Origin of the sequence: Stenotrophomonas sp. LGBM10 (genome assembly GCF_046736075.1) — a bacterium.
Lineage (GTDB): Bacteria > Pseudomonadota > Gammaproteobacteria > Xanthomonadales > Xanthomonadaceae > Stenotrophomonas.
Window position 1 is genome coordinate 2043300 of the sequence record NZ_CP177163.1, and the last position, 16983, is coordinate 2060282.

A 16983-nucleotide genomic window follows, 5' to 3' on the forward strand; every position below is an offset into this window, starting at 1 on the left:
GGCGTGAGGAACTGAACACATTCACCGCCACAACATGCGCTCCTGATGCCGCTGCAGCGCCCGTGCGTAGATGGCAGGATCAGAAGCAAATTCGGCCATGAAGCGCGGCTCGGGCAGCGAGTGCGGATCATCTGGGGCAACGGCGCACTCAGCCTCCAGCTCGGGTGAGAACACCGGTGCACGGCAGGTCTTGAAGGTGAGCCAGCGACTGAGCGTCAAGACACCGTAGATCGGCAGCATCAGCGTGTAGCGCAGCGGAAAGAACGTGGTGCCCATCATCAGACACACCAGCATCCAGCAGTTGCGCAGCGTGCCCTTTGGCGAGAGGGTGATCACGCGGTCCAGTGGATCGTCGAAACAATGCTCTGGCCCATCCTGCATGTAGCGGCAGATCAGCGCCCACTGCTCGCGGATGTCGTCGTCATGGTTCCAGAAGTGACCAATGGTGAAGGTCTGCTGTACCTGGCGGTGACGGTCGAGCAGGTGGCAGCGCAGATCGCGCAGGCTGGGGTCCTGCCCGCCACGGCCGATGTGGAAGAACGCATACGGCGAGCCCCAAGGCACGACGACGACGCCACCGGGACCGTTGTGGCGGAAGAAGTAGATCTTGCGGGTGATGCGGTTGAACCGGACCGGGTAGTGAGTGTACTGGAAGAGGTCTTTTCGGAGGTGGAGATTCCATAGGAGGGCGACGCACGTCGCGAGCCCGATCGTGAACATGGCGAGTGAAGCCCAGTCACTAGATTCATTCATTCGCCCGTTTATATTTGCGACGAAGTAGATGTAGACACACGCCATGAATGCTTCTCCCGCCATTAGCGAGAGCGTTGACGCCATGCCCTTGATCTTGAATGAACGATCAACGAACTCAATATAGGTCGAGTTGAAGCAGATCATTCCAAGCGCATCATCAGGGATGATATTTCCTGCACTCTCGACGCTTAGTGCGCCGATAAGCTCGGATTCCATGAGACGACGATGGCGGGAGAACTTCGGGCTCCATCCAGTTAGCATTCTAGAGACGCCCCAATTTCTTTGCCGCGTCAGATTGAGCTTCCAGATTTTCAAATGCACTATTGGTGTTTTTTCCAAAGTGCATCACTCGATCCAACCACCGCTCCATTTCGTCTGGCTTCAAAAAGGCAGCGATTGTGGTTACAACAGCGCTTGCGATCATGAGAGTCAATGCACCATCGTCTGGCGTGAGGGAACTGAACACATTCACCGCCACAACATGCGCTCCCGATGCCGCTGCAGCGCCCGTGCGTAGATCGCCGGATCGCTGGCGAACTCGGCCATGAAGCGCGGTTCCGGCAATGCATAGGGATCACCCGGCGCAATGGCGCACTCGGCCTCCAGCTCTGGCGGAAACACCGGTGCACGGCAGGTCTTGAAGGTGAGCCATCTACTGAGCGTCAATGCGACGTAGATGGGAAGCATCAGCGTGGAGCGCAGCGGGAACAGCGTGGTGCCCATCATCAGGCATACCAGCATCCAGCAGTTGCGCAGCGTGCCCTTCGGTGAGAGGGTGATCACCCGGTCCAGCGGATCGTCGAAGCAGTGCTCCGGCCCGTCTTTCATGTAGCGGCAGATCAACGTCCACTGCTCGCGGATGTCGTCGTCATGATTCCAGAAGTGGCCAACGGTGAAGGTCTGCTGCACCTGGCGGTGACGGTCGAGCAGATGGCAGCGCAGATCGCGCAGGCTGGGGTCCTGGCCGCCACGACCGATGTGGAAGAACGCATTCGGCGAGCCCCAAGGCACGACGACGACGCCACCGGGACCGTTGTGGCGGAAGAAGTAGACCTTGCGGGTGACGCGGTTGAAGCGAACCGGGTAGTGGGTGTACTGGAAGAGATCCCTCTTCAAGTGCAGTGTCCAGAAGATGGCCATAGCACCGAGCACAACCGCTGCAACGATGGCTACGGGGATAGCTTCTGCAATCAATCCACCCGGCATCTTGTGGGCCTTGACTAGAAGAGCCGACAACCCGAAGAGTAGCAACGACGAGATGACTATCGCTGACAGAGTAGCCACCATCCCCTTGGATTTGAACGTCCTGTCGACAAACTCCATGAACGTTGAGTTGAATCGAACCAGGCCCAAGGCGTCGTCCGGTGAAAGATTGCGCGTATCGTTCTGGGGTAGCTCCCGTGCCAGTTCATCCGGACTCAATGCGCGGTGATACTTGAAAGTGGGATTCCAGCCAGTCAACACGTCAATGGACCATCGTCTGGCGTGAGGGAACTGAACACATTCACCGCCACAACATGCGCTCCTGATGCCGCTGCAGCGCCCGTGCGTAGATCGCCGGATCGCTGGCAAACTCGGCCATGAAGCGCGGTTCCGGCAATGCATGTGGATCATCCGGGGCAGCGGCGCATTCGGCCTCCAGCTCCGGCGGAAACACCGGTGCGCGGCAGGTCTTGAAGGTGAGCCAACGGCTGAGCGTCAATGCGCCGTAGATGGGAAACATCAGCGTATAGCGCAGCGGAAACAGCGTGGTGCCCATCATCAGGCACACCAGCATCCAGCAGTTGCGCAGCGTGCCCTTCGGCGAGAGGGTGATTACACGGTCCAATGGATCGTCGAAGCACTGTTCCGGCCCGTCTTTCATGTAGCGGCAGATCAGCGCCCACTGCTCGCGGATGTCGTCGTCATGGTTCCAGAAGTGGCCAATGGTGAAGGTCTGCTGCACCTGGCGGTGACGGTCGAGCAGATGGCAGCGCAGGTCGCGCAGGCTGGGGTCCTGCCCAACACGACCGATGTGGAAGAACGCATACGGCGAGCCCCAAGGTACGACGACGACGCCACCGGGACCGTTGTGGCGGAAGAAATAGATCTTGCGGGTGATGCGGTTGAAGCGGACCGGGTAGTGGGTGTACTGGAAAAGGTCTTTGCGGAGGTGGACATGCCAGAAGTAAAGGGGAAAACCAACGAGGGGTACCCCAATCATGAGAATACTCAGCATGCTCTCAACAAGACCATCGTCCATCTGTATGAAGTCAATCGATATCCAGACGAGAAAAGCAAAGAATGCAATCGAACATGTGGATAAATTCATTGTTGCGGCCATCCCCTTCACCTTGAAGGTCCGGTCCGTGAATTCAAGAACGGTCGAGTTGAAGGAGATCATTCCGAACGCATCGTCCGGAACATGCGATCCTGGCGAGTCCTTCAGAAGCTGCGCTGCCTCTTCGTTACGAAGCAGCGCGCGTCGCGTTGTGAATTCTGGATGCCACCCGGTCAGCATGCCGGTGCTCCACTATCTTTCTCGTGCTTCCTGCATTCATTCCCTTCTGCGCAATGGCGCTCGTCCCTCAATCTTGGCCGACACTCAAGTGCACTACCGCAGGAGTACCTGCAGTCAGGCTGAGCCCAGCGCTTGGCCAACCAGACGTCCGGCATGAAGGAAGCGTGTACATTCACCGCCACAGCATGCGCTCCCGATGCCGCTGCAGCGCCCGTGCGTAGATCGCCGGATCGCTGGCAAACTCGGCCATGAAGCGCGGTTCCGGCAATGCATAGGGATCACCCGGCGCAATGGCGCACTCGGCCTCCAGCTCCGGAGGAAACAACGGTGCACGGCAGGTCTTGAAGGTGAGCCATCTACTGAGCGTCAATGCGCCGTAGATGGGAAGCATCAGCGTGGAGCGCAGCGGAAACAGCGTGGTGCCCATCATCAGGCACACCAGCATCCAGCAGTTGCGCAGCGTGCCCTTCGGCGAGAGGGTGATTACACGGTCCAGCGGATCGTCGAAGCACTGTTCCGGCCCGTCTTTCATGTAGCGGCAGATCAACGCCCACTGCTCACGGATGTCGTCGTCATGATTCCAGAAGTGGCCAATGGTGAAGGTCTGCTGTACCTGGCGGTGACGGTTGAGCAGATGGCAGCGAAGATCACGCAGATTGGGGTCCTGACCGCCTCGCCCGATGTGAAAGAACGCATACGGCGAGCCCCAGGGTACGACGACCACGCCGCCGGGACCGTTGTGGCGGAAGAAATAGATCTTGCGGGTGATGCGGTTGAAGCGGACCGGGTAGTGGGTGTACTGGAAGAGGTCCTTTCTCAAGTGAAGTGTCCAGAACAGCCACCACCCACCTATGCCAGCAACGAAAGGGAACAGCAACGAGAGAAGGCTCTCCACCATCTCTTCGTGAATGGTGACCACAAGTTCGGCAACGGCCACCAACCCCACGAGAATCCCCAGCGACACGACCAGCTGAATAAGCGTCGGCCCCATTCCTTTGATTTTGAACGTGCGATCAACAAATTCGATGTATACGGAGTTGAATGTGACTAAGCCTACGGCGTCGTCGGGTGTGGCTCGCTCCATTCCTGAAGGATTGAGCTCTGCCAGAGCTTCATCGTTTGAGATGCTCCGACCGTATTTGAACGGAGGCTGCCATCCACTAAGCACCTTCACCTCCCCTCAATGCTCTGAGCGCGGCGTTCTGCGATTCCAGATCAGCAAAGCGCCCTGACTCATTACCTCCGAAATGAATGGTCTTATCCAACCAGCGCTGTACCCCGTCGGGTTTGAACCACGCAACCACCACGGTGGTGATGGCAGCCACAATCAGCAGAATGATTGCGACCGGAATTCCGTAACCGGACATCATCAGCGCAGACGCCAACGCGCCTAAAAATCCTAACCCCATCATGCTGATTCCATACACCCTATTGAGTTCCGCGTCCCTGTAGCCATCTGCGAACGTGAGTGCACCCAACACCACACCTGTCACCCCACTCAACCAACGCCCGCTTGCCTTCACCACCGCCGCTTTCGTATCGGCCCTGAAACTCCACCGGCCCATCGGCTCGGTCCGCTTCTGCGGAGGGACCGACTGCGTGCGCACCTTGTGACAATGGGAAAACAAAGCCATCACCGCCACAGCATGCGCTCCCGATGCCGCTGCTGCGCCCGTGCGTAGATGGCAGGATCAGAAGCAAATTCGGCCATGAAGCGCGGCTCGGGCAGCGAGTGCGGATCATCTGGGGCAACGGCGCACTCAGCCTCCAGCTCGGGTGGGAACACCGGTGCACGGCAGGTCTTGAAGGTGAGCCAGCGACTGAGCGTCAAGGCACCGTAGATCGGCAGCATCAGCGTGTAGCGCAGCGGAAAGAACGTAGTGCCCATCATCAGACACACCAGCATCCAGCAGTTGCGCAGCGTGCCCTTTGGCGAGAGGGTGATCACGCGGTCCAGTGGATCGTCGAAACAATGCTCTGGCCCATCCTGCATGTAGCGGCAGATCAGCGCCCACTGCTCGCGGATGTCGTCGTCATGGCTCCAGAAGTGACCAATGGTGAAGGTCTGCTGTACCTGGCGGTGACGGTCGAGCAGATGGCAGCGCAGATCGCGCAGGCTGGGGTCCTGCCCGCCACGGCCGATGTGGAAGAACGCATACGGCGAGCCCCAAGGCACGACGACGACGCCACCGGGACCGTTGTGGCGGAAGAAGTAGATCTTGCGGGTGATGCGGTTGAACCGGACCGGGTAGTGAGTGTACTGGAAGAGGTCTTTTCGGAGGTGGAGATTCCATAGGAGGGCGACGCACGTCGCGAGCCCGATCGTGAACATGGCGAGTGAAGCCCAGTCACTAGATTCATTCATTCGCCCGTCTATATTTGCGACGAAGTAGATGTAGACACACGCCATGAATGCTTCTCCCGCCATTAGCGAGAGCGTTGACGCCATGCCCTTGATCTTGAATGAACGATCAACGAACTCAATATACGTCGAGTTGAAGCAGATCATTCCAAGCGCATCATCAGGGAGGATATTTCCTGCACTCTCGACGCTTAGTGCGCCGATAAGCTCGGATTCCATGAGACGACGGTGGCGGGAGAACTTCGGGCTCCATCCAGTTAGCATTCTAGATACGCCCCAATTTCTTTGCAGCGTCAGATTGAGCTTCCAGATTTTCAAATGCACCATTGGTGTTTTTTCCAAAGTGCATCACTCGATCCAACCACCGCTCCATTTCGTCTGGCTTCAAAAAGGCAACGATTGTGGTTACAACAGCGCTTGCGATCATGAGGGTAATTGCTATGGGTATTCCGGCGCCGGTCAGCATCAAAAGCGATGCAGCCAATGTCATCGACCCTGCCAAGCCCATCATCAGCCCATAGCTGACATCCAAGTCGTAGTCCTTCACACCCTCATAGACGGTCAACGCCCCCAACACAACGCCCCCCACCCCACTCAACCAACGCCCACTCGCCTTCACCACTGCCGCCTTCGTATCCGCCCTGAACATCCACCGGCCCATTGGCTCGGCCAGCTTCTGCGAGAACCACGGCAGCTTGGTGCCGACCTCGCCCATGACCATCGCCGCATCACCCAGCAGCGCCGCCACACCCGCGCTGAAGTTGGCCGCGAGCAGCCCGCGCGTGCCGGCCGAAGCGGTGGCCAACTGTTTGTGGAGCTGGCCCAGGCTGGCCGACGCCAGCACCAGGCCGGCCATGCCGTAGCCGAGCGAGGTGCTGCCCAGGTTGGACAGGCTTGCGCGCATCGCATCGTGCACGTCCAGCACGGTCAGCGTGCGCATCAGCTCGGCCTGGCGCCCCGGGCCGGTGATGACGGCCTTGGCGTTGAGCGCCTTGAACAGCGTCAGCTGATCGGCGTCCACCAGCGCGACCATGCCAAACCGGAACCTGCCATCGCGGATATCGACGTCGGTGGTCTCAATCACTTCGGCCGCTGCCGCCGCGGCCTGCTGCGCACTGTTCAGACCGGCGCGCGCCGCCAGTTGCATCGCCAGCGCCTTGCGGGCCCGTTTGGGCGTGGTGTGCCCGACCAGATCGACCAGCTCGGTCCCGGGCGAAGCCGCCTGTGCCAGCGCCGTGAGCAGCCCCACCTGCCAGCGGGCGGGTAGCTTGCCGACATCATGGGCGATCATGCCGCCGATCTCGTTGCCGATGATGCGCGATATCGGGCCGGAGATCTGCTCCACCAGCCGGGCCATGCCTTGGAACATGCCGCCGAGCTTGGCGGCCGTTTCGGCGTCCAGCAGGCTCTTGAGGGCGTTGGACACTCCATTGGCGGCCACCAGCCAGTCGCGCGCGCCCGGTGCGGTGGAGGTACTGGCCAAGGTGTCCTTCCACACCGCGATCAAGGTGTCCTGATTCCACATCTGGGCGCGCAGCACGATCGCATTGGGGTCGAGCGGATCGCCGTGGGTGAGGCAGTCCAGCACGTACTTGAAGACCTTGCCGCGGGAGGTCGCATCACGCAGCAGCGTGGTCACCACTTCCTGGTAGAGCACGCCGCTGAGGGTGTTGGCGCTGTCGAAATGGCCGGTCATGTGCTGCCTGAACGCTGCGGCGGACAGCCAGGCGATGTAGGCATCGTCGAGCGCGGCGATGTTCTGTTGGTAGAACGCCTGCTGCTCCACGGCATAGGTCTGCGTGAGCCACCGCGTGTGTCCGTCCTCGTCGCGAAGGTGCCTGCGATACTTCTTCCAGGAGGCCTGGCCGAGCGCCACAACGTCCGCCTCGTCCTTTACCGCGAACACGTCGTCGGTCCAGGTGGGCAGTGGCCGGGCCAACTGGTCCGACCCCGTCCTGCCGCCCAGTACGGTCACCACGCCCCTGCCCAGCCGGGCGTTGCGCCCGCGCCGGTGCGCTTCGTCTTCGAGCGCGCCCTGGCGGATCGCCGCCTGCAGCGCGGAGATCGCGGCGGCCGATTGGCGCTTTTCCTGCCGCTCGGGTTCATTCTCCCAATCCAGTATCCGGGCGATGGCGAGCTGGTTGAGGTCGGCGATGATGCCGACCGGGTCATCCAACGCCACCAGCGCCGGGGCCACGGCCAGCGGATGTCCGGGAGTGACCTGCCGCCCAGCGAGGCGGGCCTGTGCGCTCAGCAGATCGATCTGCACGCGTGCGTACTGGACCGGCGCGCACAGGCTGTGTTCCAGCGTGTGGACGCCGGGCAGCACGGTGACGGTCGGCAGGTTGGTTGCGTCGGGTGTGTTTGGCAGCAGCCGTTCGGCCGCCGCCGCGTGGAACTCCGCCACCTGGTCCAGCGCCTGGTGCAGGGCCGCAACGTGCGGCTGTGCCGTGGCCGATGCGGCCCATCGGCCGACATCGATACGCCGCATGCTGCGGGCGCGATAGGTGGCATCCCGATGCCGCTGCCAGACCCGTGGCGTCCACGGTGCGGTGCTGAACGCCAGCCACAACCGGTTGCCGAACGCGGCGTCCGGGATGACGATGCATTTGGCGAACAGACCGCTGCCATGCCGCGAGCAGCGCGCCGGGGCGTCATCGCTCTGCGGCGGCGGGGTGGCATCGCGGATGTCGAAGGCGGTCAGATCGCCGCGATCGTTGGCTTGCCACGCCAGCCATTCGTCGCGTGCTTCGTTGTAGGCATAGACGTAGCCGCCACGCAGCAGACGCAGCGTGTAATGCGCATCACCGGCCGGCAACGCGATGTCCTGCACGCCCGCCCCGAACGGCGCAGCCAGCCCGGGTGCGGGCCGGCGGACCTCCGGATCGGCGCGTGCCACCGCGTAACGCGCCAGCAGGATCGGAAAGCCGAAGGTGATGCAGTTCGGGCAGTAGGCGGGGTGGTCGACGGGATCGCTCACGCTGCCTGGCCGTTGCTGTTGCGTCGCAGGTACTGGCACGCCATGACATAGGACATACCGCGGCTGCGGAAGTGGGCCAGGCGCTGCCTGACGTCCGGGCGCTGCTGGAAGCCACTGCCGTGGCGCAGGCGCTGGCAGGCGTACAGGCGCAGGTCGGCCGGATCGTCCAGGCCCACTGCACGGGCTTCGTGTATGCCGTCCAGCAACGCGCGTACTCCCCCCTCCCCGGTGCCTTCGCCGGCCTGTGCCAGGTCGCGCAGGCAGCGGTTGAGTACGCCGATCTGGGCCAGGTCCCGCATCTGCGCCGGCTGCAGATGCAGGCCCTGCGAGGGCACCACCGCAGGGCGCGCATGTGCGCGCCAGGTGCCGCTCACCGGCTCATGCCAGAGCCACGTCACCACCGGGCCCATGACGCAGGCCATCTGTGCCGGCGTCAGCAACCAGCGCAGGTGGCGGAACACGCCGGGATCGTGCAGGCGCAGCCATCCCGGGCCAACGCCGGGTTGCACGAGCCGCATCACGCGTTGCAGGTGGCTGCGGGCGGCAGGGGCGTCGTCGCAGGCCAGCAGCGCGCAGAACAGCGGGCGCCCGTACTCGCGCAGATGTGCGTCGGCCTGATCGAGCAGTTGCAGCCGCCGGTCCCACGCGAGCGCCTCCAGCGTGACCAGCCGCGGCGGATGCCGCACGCGTCCTGCCAGCCCTTCCGGCTGAAGTACCTGGGTGGGAAGGTCGGCGAACCGGGCCGGCGCGACGTCGCGTGGATCGAGCAGCGCGTGGGTCTGCGCGAGGAACACGCGGTGCCACAGCTCGATGGGGGCTGCAGCGGGAGTATCCAGGTCCATGAAAGGGCGATGTCGATGGTGTCGTCCAAGGCTAGGAACGACACGCCTGGCGGAGTAGAGCCAGAACCGACATCCGCTCGAGGACGTCACACTTCAACGATTGCGATATTTAGACAACTGCGCGGCTCGAATCGATGCCGCCTATTGCAAACGTATCCGGTCCACCGTCGGGGGCCGACCGGCACGTCCAGAACATCATCGTGCGCGGTGCGATGGCGTTGCTGCCATCGCACCGCGCGCCGCACGATCAGCCCGAGATCGCCAACCGTTCCTGGTGGTAGCGGCGAATGGCCGCAATCCAGAGCACAGCCGCCAGGCCGAAGCCGGCCGCCAGGTACACGCCCCACATCTGCGCACTGATGGTTTCGTGGCGGATGATCTTGAGCAGCATCTGGTTCTGGGCCAGGAACGGCACGGCGAACTGCCACAGTTCGCTCTTCAGCGGGTACACCATCAAGGCATAGCTGGGCAGCATCGGCAGCAGCATCAGCCAGGTCATGTGGCTCTGCGCTTCCTTCATGCTCTTGGCGGCCGCCGAGAGGAAGGTCAGCAGCGAGGTGCCGATGAACAGCATCGGCGTCATGATCAGCAGCATCTGCATCATCGGCAGGAAGCCCATGTTGAGCTGACGCCCGGGGCCGGTGGTGGACAGCTGCGCGCTGAGCTTGAAGGCCAGCAGCGTGAGCAGCAGCGAAGCCATGCCCACCGCACAGGCGGCGGTGATCTTGCCGCTGACGATGGCACTGCGCGACGCCGGCGTGGCCAGCAACGGCTCCAGCGACTGTCGCTCGCGCTCACCGGCAGTGGTGTCCATCACCAGGTAGGCGCCGCCCAGGAACGAGGTGATGATCAGCAGCAGCGGCAGCAGCACCGACAGCAGGAGACCGCGCTTGGCTTCGGCGGTGGCCATGTCCTGGGTCGCGATGTCCAGCGGCCGTGCGACCTGGGCATCGATACCACGGGCAAGCAGACGCAACGCGCCCACCTGCTGGCTGTATCCGCCCAATGCGGCTTCCAGACGCGAGCTGGGAATGTCGGCACTGCGGCGCGTGCTGTCCTTGACGATCTCCACCAGTGCCGGGCGTCCCGCTTCCCAGTCCTTGGCGAACCCGGGCGAGATGCGCAGGGCGACGTCGATCTTCTGGTCGCGGATGGCAGTGGTCAGGTCGTCCGGTGCCGCCACCGTGTTGAGCCCCTGCGCAGCCAGGAAGCGCACCAGGTTCGGGGCATGTTCGGCACCGATCGTGGCGATCTCCAGCGGCTTGTCGATCTGCGATTTGACCCGGCTTTCCGCCAGCTTGCCCATGCCCAGGAACAGCAGCGGGTACAGCAGTGGCCCGAGCAGCAGGGTCAGCGCGAGCGTGCGCCGATCACGCGAGAGGTCGCGCAGTTCCTTGCGCATCACGATCCACAACGTAGCGAACGAACTCATGCGTGCAACCCCTCTTCCGAACCGATCGCCTTGACGAAGGCATCTTCCAGGTTGGTCTCCCCGGTCTGTGCGCGCAGCTCATCGGCGCTGCCGGCCGCCATGACCGTGCCCTTGGCGATGATCACGATGTGGTCGCAGAGCGCGGCCACCTCCTGCATGATGTGGCTGGAGAAGATCACGCAGCGGCCCTCTTCGCGCAGCCCGCGCAGGAATCCGCGCAGTGCGCGGGTGGTCATCACGTCCAGCCCGTTGGTGGGCTCATCAAGGATGACGTTGCGGGGGTCGTGCACCAGCGCACGGGCGATGGCGGTCTTGGTGCGCTGGCCCTGCGAGAAACCGTCGGTCTGGCGGTCCAGGATGTCTTCCATGTCCAGCGCCTGCGACAGCACCTTGGTGCGGTCGCGGATCTGCGCGGCGTTCATGCCGTGCAGCTGGCCGAAGTAGGCGATGTTCTCGCGCGCGGTCAGGCGCTTGTAGACGCCCCGCGCATCGGGCAGCACGCCCAACTGGCGGCGCACGGCCACCGGGTCCTTGGCGGCATCGATGCCATCGACCATCACCCGGCCCTGGTCGGGCGTCATCAGCGTGTACAGCATGCGCATGGTGGTGGTCTTGCCGGCGCCGTTGGGGCCGAGCAGGCCCGTGATGTGGCCGTTTTCGGCCTGGAAACCGACGTTTTCGACGGCCTTGATCAGGCCGGTCTTGGTCTTGAAGGCCTTGTGCAGGTTGTCGGCGACGATCATGGTTCCCATCCGTTGAACGAAGTGAAGGCCGGCACCGGGCTCAGTGCGTCCAGGCAGCTGGCGTCGAGCGCCTTGGCGTCCGCGCTGTCCACAAACTGGCCCAGCAGGCGCGGCATGCAACCGGCGTTGATGGTGCCGTGGCCCTGGCCCTTGGCGAGCAGGTGGCGACCGTTGGGCAGCTGCTTGAGCACCTGTTCGGCGTAGCGCGGCGGCGTGACCGGATCAAACTGGCCCGACAGCAGCAGCACCGGCAGCGGCGAGGCGAACGGCGCGGTGAAGTCCTTCGGGCGGGTGCCCACGTTCCATACCGGGCAGGCCGCGAAGAACATGCGCGATACATCCGGGCCCAGCAGGCGGTCGGCGGCCGCCGGTTCCTGGTAGCGGTCGGCATCTTCGGCGCAGATCACCGACCACTGCATGCCGCGGTTCATCTGTACACCGAGGCTGCGCCCGGCCAACCGGCTGAGCGACATCAGCGGCGCATAGCGGCCGTGTCCGGCTTCGTCCAGCACCACCGGCAACAGCGAGGACAGCTCGGGCATGTACGAGAACGCGAACGCCAGACCGGTCACGGTGTCGGCGGTCAGCACGTCGGTCTTGACCTCGGCGGTGCCCGGATCGCGGTACTCCACCTGGACCGGCGCAGTGGCCAGCGTGGTCATCACGTTGCGCAGCTGGGTGCGGGTATCCACCGGGAAGCGCTTGGCGCAGGCGGCATCCTTGCGGCACTGTGCCGACTGCAGGGCGATGGCGTCTTCGAAGGTGTTGGCGAAGTCGCCGCCGACCACCAGGTCGTTGGGCGCCACGCCGTCGATCACCACGGTGCGGGTGTGCTGCGGGTAGCGCGCGGCGTAATGCTGGGCGACACGCGTGCCGTAGGAACCGCCGACCAGGTTGACCTTGTCCACGCCCAGCGCGGCGCGCACGGCGTCGAGATCGCCGATGGCCTCGGTGGTGGTGTAGAAGCGCGTATCGGCACGGTCCTTCAGTGATGCGGCACAGCGCTGCGCGTAGTCGGCGATCAGGGCCGGCGTGGGCGCGGCCGTTTCGTCCAGCGGCAGCTCCTTGCCGTCCGCGCCCAGGCACGTCAGCGGGTTGGACTTGCCCGTGCCGCGCTGGTCGATCAGGAAGATGTCGCGCTGCTTGCGCACCTCGCGCAGGGCCTGGTTGATCGGTGCGGCCACTTCGGTGGCTGCCTGGCCGGGGCCACCGGCGAGGAAGAACACCGGATCGGTCTTGCCGGCGCCCTGGTTGGCCACTTCCAGCCAGGCGATGTGCACGCCGATCCTGCGGCCGTCGGGCGCGGCCGGGTTCTCCGGCACCTGCAACGTCGCGCACTGGGCTTCAACGTTGGCACTGGCCTGCGCGCTGGTCAGCGTGCAGGGCGTGAACGCAAGCGTGCCGTAGCTACGGCTGGCGCCTTTGCCGTCTGGCGCGGTTTCCGGCGCGGGCGCATTGCAGCCGGCGCACAAGGCCACGGCCAGCACCCCGGCCAGCCTCAACTGTTTCCTGGACATCTTCCCTGCTTCCCCTTGTTGAAAGTCTTGCCACCACGACGAACCCGGGCGGCGGATGTGACTCAACTTACACGGACGCCGCGCCGACGGCGACGGCCACAGGGCATGCCTCGCCTTCCGCCCGGGGGCCGACCGCCCGGTCGCGGCCGTCGGCCTTGGCCTGGTAGAGCGCCGCATCGGCCGCAGCCAGCAGCCCGGCCAGATCGCCTTGGCCGGTGTCGGCCGCCACCCCGATGCTGGCGGTGACCGGCACCGCTGCGCTGCCCAGGTGCGCCGGCGCCGCCTGCAGCCGGCCGCGCAGCCGGTCGGCCCATGCCAGCGCCTGTTGGGGCGAGAGATCGGGCAGCAGCAGCACGAATTCCTCGCCGCCATAGCGGCCCAGCAGATGCGGGTGGTCGGCCACGGCGGCGGCCAGCACGTCGGCGAAGTTGCGCAGGACATGGTCGCCGGCCAGATGGCCCCAGCGGTCATTGATCTGCTTGAAGTGGTCCACATCCAGCAGCAGCAGCGCCAGCGGCCGTTGCTGCTGCCGGCACGCGGCGAGCAGCGCGCCGCCATCGGCCAGCACGGCGCGGCGGTTGAGCAGGCCGGTCAGCCCGTCGGTGCGCGCCAGCCGGCGCAGGTCGATCAGCATCCGCTCCACCAGCAGCAGGACCAGCGCAAAACACCGGGCCAGCTCCAGCATCACGCCCGCGATGTAGGTCAGGAACATCGGCGAGCCGGTGCGCAGGATGTCCTCACCCGCGTCCGGCGCCACCGGCAGGAACAGCCGGACCAGGTACACCACACCTTCGGCGGCGAACACGGCGGCGGCCAGCCGGCAACTGGTGCGCTGGGTGTCGGGCGCGTACCGCAGCAGCAGCCAGCCCATCCAGCCATTGAGCAGCACCGCGAACAGACTGAACACGTCGAGCCGGATCGCCAGGCTGGGGAACGGAACAAGGAACACGGTGATGCTGGCCATGAACAACGTGGCCAGCGCCAGCGGCTGCCAGAGCGGCAGCCGGTAATCGAGGTGGCGGGCCACCCCGCACAGCATCAGCACGCCGGACCCGGCGATGGTGGCATTGCCGAGCAGGATCGCCGGCACCTGCGGCAGCTGCGCGCGCAGGCCCAGTAGGGTGACGCTCACCGCCAGCAGCCACAGGCTCAGCGTCCACAGGCGCAGCACCGGCTGGCCGCGCAGCACCAGCAGCAACAGCGAAAAACCGATCGCGATGCCCACGCACAGCAGGTACCCGATGACGGCGACGGTAGGAAAATCCAGGGACATGCAGCCTCGCGCGCCAGAGCGGCGCGCGCATCTTAGCGTGAACCGGCCATTGGCCGGCGGCGATACACACCGTGGGGCTGCCGCAGGCATCTGGCACCGACGATGGCGTCGCTGGCCGCAGAGCGGCTATCCGACTGAACAGCGAGGCAAGCCTCGACACCGCGCATGCACCGGGGGATCGAAGACCGGTCGGCAGCCCTGCTTGACACCCATGCCTGGCTGGCCAATTCTCTGCGGCTGTGGCCGTCATCATGGAAGATGCGAAATGCGAGGCATTGGTTGGACGATGCTGTTGGCCGGCGGGGGACTGCTGCTGTTCTCTGGGGCGGCCGTTGGGCAACAGTCCTCATACTGCTACAAGTCCTCATGCGTTCCAGACCTGTCACAGGCGGAATCGCTGATGCGGGCGGACTCGGCGTATGGGTCACTGCTCCAGCCTGATGGTAGAACACCGCTGCAGTCCGACAGGACCTATACCCTGAAGTATCGGGTGGAAGCGCAGCGGCCTGAGGCGTTCTATACCTCTTACGCATCGACGAGCTTCGACGGCGCGATGCCCGACTGTTCAAGCGACAACCCCCTTTACCCACAGACCTGCTCTACCGAAGAGCAGGCCATGAACTCCATGTGGAATCGGGGTGTCTACCGCCCCAAGGAGTGCAAGGTAGGCAGCCCTTACCTGGCGGGCAGTTACGTCAATCCCTACACACATGCAACCGAACAGACTGTTTCTGGTCGCGGCTTCGGCATTTTTCACTTTGAAGTGATTCGTGGTGGCGGAATCACAAGCCCTGGTGATTCCTTCCGCCGCGCCGACTATCAGATCGATTGTGGAGCATCTGGCAGCAAGACCTGGTTCTACACCATCGACCAGAAGATCGTTTACCGATGCCCGGCGGGGTTCAAAGGCACCGCAATAGCGTTCAATGCCGCAAAACCCCCCATCGAGGGGACAGCGTGGTGCGTGCCGAGTGACCCGCTTCCCAAGATCACGGTGACGTTGCGGCAACATGAGTCATGCCCGGTCAATGCCCATCCCTGCTTCCCCGGCACCGGCGACAAGATGCGGGTCGAGACGGATTTCTCGATCTCGGGATGGCCATTCTCCCGCATCTATCACTCTCTGGCCGAACTGGATGCGGGAAGCATCTCGCCGGGCTGGAGTACCTCGCTCTCGGATCGCATCATTGAAGACGTCCTGCCTGGATACATCACGCCCGATGGATTCTACGAAGGCAGCGTCTCCGCAAGCCCGACGCGGTACCGCAGCCTCGTTCAGCCCGAGCGCGTCATTGAAAGAGTGGGCAATCCGCTGGTCGGATATCGCATCACCTATGGCGCTGAAATCAGGGAATTCGATGCGTCGGGGCGACTGATCCTGCTTCGCGATGCCAATGATGGGGGGCGCGACCTCCACCTGCTCTATTCAGGCGGTCTGTTGTCGCAACTGCGAACCGCACAGGGTCGGGTCACGTATATCGACTACGAGGACGGTCGTCTCACGCGGATTCGACGCTCCGACGGCTCGATCATTGACTACGGCTACGACAGCGAAGGAAACCTTTCCCTGGTGTCCCACGGTGGAGGAGTCAAACGCTACCTGTACAGTGAGCCCGGAAGATCGACCAGCCGCAGCAGGCACCTGTTGACCGGAATCGTCGATGAAACCGGGCAACGCTATGCGTCATTCCACTATGACGCGGACGGTCGGGTCACGGGTAGTCATCTTGAAAGCGCCTCGGGCGCCGTAGAGGCGACGACCGTGACTTACACCGGCGCGAACACGGCCCACGTGGTTACCGACGGGCTCGGCGCCCGGACGATCATCTACAGCGCCGACCAGTACCGTCGCCCCCTGTCCATCAGTGACACGAGAGGCACGACGACCAGCACCTATGCCGACGCGCTGCTGGTCAGGAGCACAGACCGCCTGGGCGTGGCAACGACCTATACGTATGGCAGCGGATTCCTGACGGATGTCGAGACGGCCGCGACGTCGGCAGATCGCAGGCGGATTTCCTATACACGGGATGCGCTGGGACGTGAGACGCAACGAAACGTAAGCGGTGCAACGTCCGGTTCGAGCTTGCAGCTGCTCTCATCCGTGAGAACCAGCTACCTGGCCGATGGCGCCCGCTCGGCCGTCTGCGAAGTGGATCCGGGCGTCGGCAACGCATCATCCTATGTCTGCGGATCACAGTCGCCAGCTCCTTCCGGAGTCCGACAGACACTGATCACGTACTGCGCGGCGGCCGACGTCGCGTTGGGCGTCTGCCCGCTTGAAAGACTGGTCAGGGCGATCGATGGACCTCGAACGGACATCCCGGATGTAACGGTGTTCGAGTACTACCCGTCTGACCACTCGGGCTGCTCGACCAGCGTTGACGCCTGCGCCTGGCGCAAGGGCGATCTGTGGAAGATCACCAACGCGGCGGGCCATGCGACGGAGACGGTGCGCTATGACGGCGTGGGCCGTGCCGTGACGATCCGCGATGCCAACGGCGTGGTCACGGACTTCACCTACGATGCGCTCGGACGCATGACCAGCCGCGCCGTTCGCGGCTCGAATTGAGCAGGAGGG

The 16983-nt window shown here is 63.8% G+C and carries 13 protein-coding genes; 1 reads left to right on the top strand and 12 read right to left on the bottom strand.

Annotated elements, in window-relative coordinates; genetic code table 11:
* Positions 1-21 precede the first annotated feature (21 nt).
* The 12 genes from ACLB90_RS08665 to ACLB90_RS08720 form a co-directional block, all read right to left on the bottom strand.
* A complete protein-coding gene (locus tag ACLB90_RS08665) occupies positions 22-969 on the bottom strand; it encodes a DUF6708 domain-containing protein (RefSeq protein WP_411852528.1) in 948 nt (315 codons plus the stop codon).
* 252 nt (positions 970-1221) lie between these two features.
* Positions 1222-1869, bottom strand: a complete 648-nt coding sequence (locus ACLB90_RS08670) for a DUF6708 domain-containing protein (RefSeq protein ID WP_411852529.1) — start codon at positions 1867-1869, stop codon at positions 1222-1224.
* 388 nt (positions 1870-2257) lie between these two features.
* The gene (locus tag ACLB90_RS08675; protein WP_411852530.1) at positions 2258-3253 is read right to left on the bottom strand and encodes a DUF6708 domain-containing protein; all 996 of its coding nucleotides are present in this window, start codon (positions 3251-3253) and stop codon (positions 2258-2260) included.
* Between the two features lie 172 nt (positions 3254-3425).
* On the bottom strand, positions 3426-4427 hold the full coding sequence (locus ACLB90_RS08680) for a DUF6708 domain-containing protein (RefSeq protein WP_411852531.1): 1002 nt from the start codon (positions 4425-4427) through the stop codon (positions 3426-3428).
* Positions 4414-4887, bottom strand: coding sequence for a hypothetical protein (locus ACLB90_RS08685; RefSeq protein WP_411852532.1), 474 nt, complete (start codon positions 4885-4887; stop codon positions 4414-4416). The genes ACLB90_RS08680 and ACLB90_RS08685 overlap by 14 nt, the downstream gene beginning before the upstream one ends.
* Positions 4887-5834 carry a DUF6708 domain-containing protein gene (locus ACLB90_RS08690; RefSeq protein ID WP_411852533.1) on the bottom strand — a complete coding sequence of 316 codons (948 nt, stop codon included), beginning with the start codon at positions 5832-5834 and terminating at the stop codon, positions 4887-4889. Before ACLB90_RS08690 ends, ACLB90_RS08685 begins: the two co-directional genes overlap by 1 nt.
* A gap of 46 nt (positions 5835-5880) precedes the next feature.
* Positions 5881-8595 (bottom strand): T6SS effector BTH_I2691 family protein, encoded by a 2715-nt coding sequence (locus ACLB90_RS08695; RefSeq protein WP_411852534.1) that lies wholly within the window; start codon positions 8593-8595, stop codon positions 5881-5883.
* The gene (locus tag ACLB90_RS08700; RefSeq protein WP_411852535.1) at positions 8592-9437 is read right to left on the bottom strand and encodes a hypothetical protein; all 846 of its coding nucleotides are present in this window, start codon (positions 9435-9437) and stop codon (positions 8592-8594) included. The genes ACLB90_RS08695 and ACLB90_RS08700 overlap by 4 nt, the downstream gene beginning before the upstream one ends.
* A 247-nt stretch (positions 9438-9684) precedes the next feature.
* Positions 9685-10869, bottom strand: coding sequence for an ABC transporter permease (locus ACLB90_RS08705; protein ID WP_411852536.1), 1185 nt, complete (start codon positions 10867-10869; stop codon positions 9685-9687).
* A complete protein-coding gene (locus ACLB90_RS08710; protein ID WP_411852537.1) occupies positions 10866-11612 on the bottom strand; it encodes an ATP-binding cassette domain-containing protein in 747 nt (248 codons plus the stop codon). The genes ACLB90_RS08705 and ACLB90_RS08710 overlap by 4 nt, the downstream gene beginning before the upstream one ends.
* Positions 11609-13129: an alpha/beta hydrolase gene (locus tag ACLB90_RS08715; protein WP_411852538.1), complete on the bottom strand. Its 1521-nt coding sequence runs from the start codon at positions 13127-13129 to the stop codon at positions 11609-11611. Before ACLB90_RS08715 ends, ACLB90_RS08710 begins: the two co-directional genes overlap by 4 nt.
* A gap of 67 nt (positions 13130-13196) precedes the next feature.
* Entirely contained in the window at positions 13197-14402 is a 1206-nt protein-coding gene (locus ACLB90_RS08720) for a GGDEF domain-containing protein (protein ID WP_411852539.1), read from the bottom strand.
* 286 nt (positions 14403-14688) lie between these two features.
* On the opposite strand from ACLB90_RS08720, the gene ACLB90_RS08725 reads away from it, so the two are divergent.
* A complete protein-coding gene (locus ACLB90_RS08725) occupies positions 14689-16974 on the top strand; it encodes a hypothetical protein (protein WP_411852540.1) in 2286 nt (761 codons plus the stop codon).
* Positions 16975-16983 lie beyond the last annotated feature (9 nt).

Bases quoted from the DNA above. Each gene is read 5' to 3' on its own strand.
- ACLB90_RS08665 (WP_411852528.1), bottom strand. From the start codon at position 969: ATGGAATCCGAGCTTATCGGCGCACTAAGCGTCGAGAGTGCAGGAAAT.
- ACLB90_RS08675 (WP_411852530.1), bottom strand. From the start codon at position 3,253: ATGCTGACCGGGTGGCATCCAGAATTCACAACGCGACGCGCGCTGCTT.
- ACLB90_RS08685 (WP_411852532.1), bottom strand. From the start codon at position 4,887: ATGGCTTTGTTTTCCCATTGTCACAAGGTGCGCACGCAGTCGGTCCCT.
- ACLB90_RS08690 (WP_411852533.1), bottom strand. From the start codon at position 5,834: ATGGAATCCGAGCTTATCGGCGCACTAAGCGTCGAGAGTGCAGGAAAT.
- ACLB90_RS08700 (WP_411852535.1), bottom strand. From the start codon at position 9,437: ATGGACCTGGATACTCCCGCTGCAGCCCCCATCGAGCTGTGGCACCGC.
- ACLB90_RS08705 (WP_411852536.1), bottom strand. From the start codon at position 10,869: ATGAGTTCGTTCGCTACGTTGTGGATCGTGATGCGCAAGGAACTGCGC.
- ACLB90_RS08710 (WP_411852537.1), bottom strand. From the start codon at position 11,612: ATGATCGTCGCCGACAACCTGCACAAGGCCTTCAAGACCAAGACCGGC.
- ACLB90_RS08715 (WP_411852538.1), bottom strand. From the start codon at position 13,129: ATGTCCAGGAAACAGTTGAGGCTGGCCGGGGTGCTGGCCGTGGCCTTG.
- ACLB90_RS08720 (WP_411852539.1), bottom strand. From the start codon at position 14,402: ATGTCCCTGGATTTTCCTACCGTCGCCGTCATCGGGTACCTGCTGTGC.
- ACLB90_RS08725 (WP_411852540.1), top strand. From the start codon at position 14,689: ATGCTGTTGGCCGGCGGGGGACTGCTGCTGTTCTCTGGGGCGGCCGTT.